At 60.0% G+C, this 4,071-nt stretch carries 3 protein-coding genes and 1 pseudogene; all 4 read left to right on the plus strand.

Annotated elements, in window-relative coordinates:
* Positions 1-392: 392 nt before the first annotated feature.
* Complete coding sequence (locus ACHWRX_RS15345; RefSeq protein ID WP_394659835.1) at positions 393-1,562, plus strand: tyrosine-type recombinase/integrase; 1,170 nt, start codon at positions 393-395, stop codon at positions 1,560-1,562.
* A gap of 234 nt (positions 1,563-1,796) precedes the next feature.
* Positions 1,797-2,939 carry a hypothetical protein gene (locus ACHWRX_RS15350; RefSeq protein WP_394659836.1) on the plus strand — a complete coding sequence of 381 codons (1,143 nt, stop codon included), beginning with the start codon at positions 1,797-1,799 and terminating at the stop codon, positions 2,937-2,939.
* Positions 2,940-3,180: 241 nt separating this feature from the next.
* A pseudogene (locus ACHWRX_RS15355) lies at positions 3,181-3,303 on the plus strand (S-adenosylmethionine:tRNA ribosyltransferase-isomerase); the annotation flags it as partial.
* 44 nt (positions 3,304-3,347) lie between these two features.
* Positions 3,348-4,071: ABC transporter ATP-binding protein (locus ACHWRX_RS15360; RefSeq protein WP_394659837.1), on the plus strand; the 724-nt coding region annotated here is incomplete at its 3' end.

A 4,071-nucleotide genomic window follows, 5' to 3' on the forward strand; every position in this document is an offset into this window, starting at 1 on the left:
CCCGCTGGTCAGCGCGATGCGCACCGCCTCCTGCTTGAACTCTTCTGTGTGCTTGATCATCTCGTAGGTCTCCTGTTGCGAGCTCTAATCGCTCAGGTGACCGGCGCAAAACCGTTACAAGTCCAAAGCGCCCCACTCAGAGCGCCGAGCTTGGGCGGTGATACCGATCTCTCCGGGAGCCGCCGATCCGCTCCCAGTGCCGCCTGAGGAGCCCACCACGGACTTCGCGAGCGTTTGGGTCGACGACATGCTGGCAAAGGGCAAGTCGATCCCGGCGCTGAACCAGCCGACCTAACCCAACCTCAATCCACAGAACACAGCCACCCGGAGCCGCAACAACGCGGTTCCGGGATCGACCCTCCTATACCCCCATCAATCGAGGACCAATCATCATGCCCGTAATCAAACTTGACGCCATTACCGTCCAGACCCTGACTTGCCCTGCCGGCAAGGACCGCATCGTATACCGGGATACCGCCGTGACTGGATTTCTCGTGGCTGTGTATCGCAGCGGTTCGAAGACCTACGCCCTGAAGTACCGCGACAAGCACGGCGACCAGAAGGAATACAAGATCGGTCGAGTCGCCGACATCTCCTTCGCCGACGCCAAGAAGAAGGCCATCCACGCCCGATCACGTGTCGTCATGGGCCAGAGCCCAGCGGAAGAGCGCAAGCTCGACCGAGCGGTGCCTACCATCAACGAACTGGCAGCCCGCTATCTTGAATACGTCGAGACCTACAAGCGCTCGCACGATATCGACGAACGGTACATCCGGTTGCACTTGCTGCCCAAGTTTGGAAAGCGGCGGATCAATTCGCTCGAGCAGACCGAGGTCATGGAATGGCTCAGCGAACAGGTGCGGGGTGGATACGCTCAGGCCACCGTCAATCGCTGGCAAGTGATCCTGTGTCACATGCTTCGGATGGCGAACGTATGGAAGCTGCCCGGCTCCGAAGTGAATCCGCTGGAAGGCGTCAAGCAGAAGGATCCGGAAAACAAGGTCGAGCGGTTCCTGTCGGCGGCGGAGACGCAACGATTGAAGGTGGCTGTTGAGAACAGTCCCAATCCGTTGCTCGGCAAGATCGTCGCATTGCTCCTGCTCACCGGTTGCCGCAAACGCGAGCTTCTGGACGCCCGCTGGGACGATTTCCGGCTCGATCAGCGGCTCTGGCGCATCCCGACGTCAAAGACGGGCAAGCCTCGGCATGTGCCCCTCAGCGACGACGCCATGGCCGTGCTGCAGTCGTTGCCCCGGTATGACGACTGTCCGTTCATCCTGCCGAACCCCAAGACGATGAAGCCGTTCCGCAACTTCTTCAACTCGTGGGATACCGCCCGCCGAGCGGCTGGCTTGCCGGACGTGCGGGTTCATGACCTGAGGCACTCTATGGCCTCGAACATGGCGAACTCGGGCCAGTCGCTTTACGTCATCGGCCAGATCCTTGGACACACCCAGCCGAGGACCACGACCCGATACGCGCATCTCTCGAACGAGACGCTGCACAAGGCCGCGAACGCCGCGTCTGTCGCCAGCGGCACGACATGGGGCACAACCGCTTAACATATTAGCCAGCCCTCAGGTGACCAGCGTCGCTTGGGGGCTGGCCCCTTTCTTATTTTTTCAGCCCTACCACTAGCCAAGCCATGTTCTGACATCGGGCACGGGTTCTGCTTGCGGTCTAAGATTCCCTGGTAGAAAATATGGCGGATGAATTAACAGCTTCGCCATAGCTTCTTGACACCTTGTTCCGGATCGATGCTTTCGATCAACGACGCGAACGCGGTAAGGATCACTATGAGTAAGGCGCCTGCGCTTCTTCTTCTAGCGCTGCTTGGCACATCCGCCACCAGCGCGTTCGTGAAGCTTCCGATGGCGAGAAGCCAGCCGGTCAGGTTGACAACCGCCGAACAGCTCGGCTTCGTCATTGAATATGATCGTCCACCACCGACGTTCGGACAATCAGCGAACGAGACCTGGACGAAGCGAGGCGAGCTCGTCCGGGTGGATGTTGTTTCGGGACCCAGCGGCGGCCGGCGAGCTATACGGCGCTCAACGTATCAGACTCCTGGCCAGAAGTCGGTCTTCACGGTTGGCCGATATACTGACGGCAGCGTTGCGACGCTCTTTCTCATGCGTGACCCGCTGTCTTATCCGCCGCCGCTATCCGAGCGGACGTTCTCGGGGGCGAGCGAAAAGCACCTCGGCCAGACATGCAGGTTGTGGCGGCGATCGGTTCCACAATCGACTGGCGGAACGTTCGACCAGAGTGGCTGTGTCAGTGCAACGGGCGTCGAGCTTTGGTGGCGCAACGCGAACATCGACGCCATCTTTGCCAGATCGATTCGTAGGGTTCCGGTTCAAACTGGCGATGTCCAGCCTCCCCTCGATCTGCTCGACTTCCGCAAGTGGATGGTCGGCACTCCTGCGGGTGCTCATCAAGGTGACTACGAAGTTGTTCTAACCGCCGAACACTCAGCTTTGCCGAGCAAGGTTGCGCGACGCAGCGGCAATTGGCTGCTGGAGCACGAAAGGTCCCGTTCCAGCGAGTCGCTGACACTGACCAATCGTCAGGCTAATATCACTCTGCGCTACAATAAGGGCTCGGGCGATGATGCTCAGTTGACTATCAGCAAGGACGCATTCGGCTCCACGGCAGGCGTGGCTCCCTCGGGTGAACGCTTGGCAAATCTGCCAGATGAGACGCTCTTGGGAGAGCGCTGTCAGTGGTGGAATATGACTAAGGGAATGACCGACTACGGTCGCGCTGAATGCCGGACGAAGGACGGTGTTCCACTTATCATTCGGACCACGTCTTGGGGTTCTGGCTGGACCATAAAAGCATCAAAGTTCAAGCGCGGAGCGATCTCGATGCAGTCCATCGTTCCGCCTGCTGGCATTCTCGCCCCAGCGACTTGGGGCTTGGCTCAGCGCCGCTAGCCAGCGCTGCAACGCTAGCCGGAGCCGTGCAGGATGGGTGGCTTGTTCCAGTGGTGCTCGTCGTCATGTGAGGCATGGGGGAGGGCCGATCTACCGACTTTCCCATGTGAAAATGCGTTCGTATGGGAACTTGCCAGATGCGGTTTTCGGCACGGGTAGGAAGCCGATAGGGGAGGGAGAAGGCGTCCCCGAGATCCTTCCTAGTGCGTTGTTAAAGCTGTGGTTTTCTGGATCGTGTCAGAGTCTGTTCATGCTGGTCTCGGCGCTCATGGGGCGTGAGCGGATGCAGGCGATCTATGCGCATGCCATCGCGCAGGAGTATCGCTTTTACTCTTACGGTGACTCGTCGCTGTTGATCCCTTGAAAGCATGTCTTGGAACCTTCGCGGTGACCGTCCATCTACCCGCGATGGAAAATATTCTTGAGATTCGCGGCCTGACGAAAACTTACAAGGGGGGCTTCACCGCGCTGAACGGTGTCGATCTGGACATCCACAAAGGTGAGATCTTCGCGCTGCTCGGCCCCAATGGCGCGGGCAAGACAACGCTGATCGGCGCGGTGTGCGGATTGGTGCGGCCGACCGGCGGCACGATCCAGGCATTCGGTGAAGACATGGGCCGCCATTGGCGTCGGCTTCGCGCCCGGATCGGCCTGGTGCCGCAGGAACTGGCGACCGATATGTTCGAGCCGGTGATGCGCTCCGTCACGCATTCGCGCGGGCTGTTCGGACTGGCGCCGGATCCGGCCCGGATCGAGGCAATCCTCAAATCGCTCAGCTTGTGGGACAAGCGCGATACGCAGATTCGCGCTTTGTCCGGCGGTATGAAGCGCCGGGTCCTTATCGCCAAGGCCATGGCGCATGAGCCCGAACTGCTGTTTCTTGATGAGCCGACAGCCGGTGTCGATGTCGAATCGCGGCGGGATATGTGGCAGCAGATCGCCGAGATGCGCGAACGGGGCACTACCGTGATCCTGACCACGCACTACATCGAGGAGGCCGAGGAAATGGCCGATCGCGTCGGCATCATCCGGCAGGGCGAAATCCTGATGGTGGATGACAAGGACGCGATCATGAAGCGCCTGGGCCGCACGGAAGCGCATATCGTCCTGACCGAGCCGCTCTCGGCCCTGC

Source organism: uncultured Novosphingobium sp., assembly GCF_964277725.1.
Classification (GTDB): Bacteria; Pseudomonadota; Alphaproteobacteria; order Sphingomonadales; family Sphingomonadaceae; genus Novosphingobium; species Novosphingobium fluoreni.

What these genes read in the sequence shown, in the direction of transcription:
- ACHWRX_RS15350 (WP_394659836.1), top strand. Translation starts at nt 1,797, where the DNA reads ATGAGTAAGGCGCCTGCGCTTCTTCTTCTAGCGCTGCTTGGCACATCC.
- ACHWRX_RS15345 (WP_394659835.1), top strand. Translation starts at nt 393, where the DNA reads ATGCCCGTAATCAAACTTGACGCCATTACCGTCCAGACCCTGACTTGC.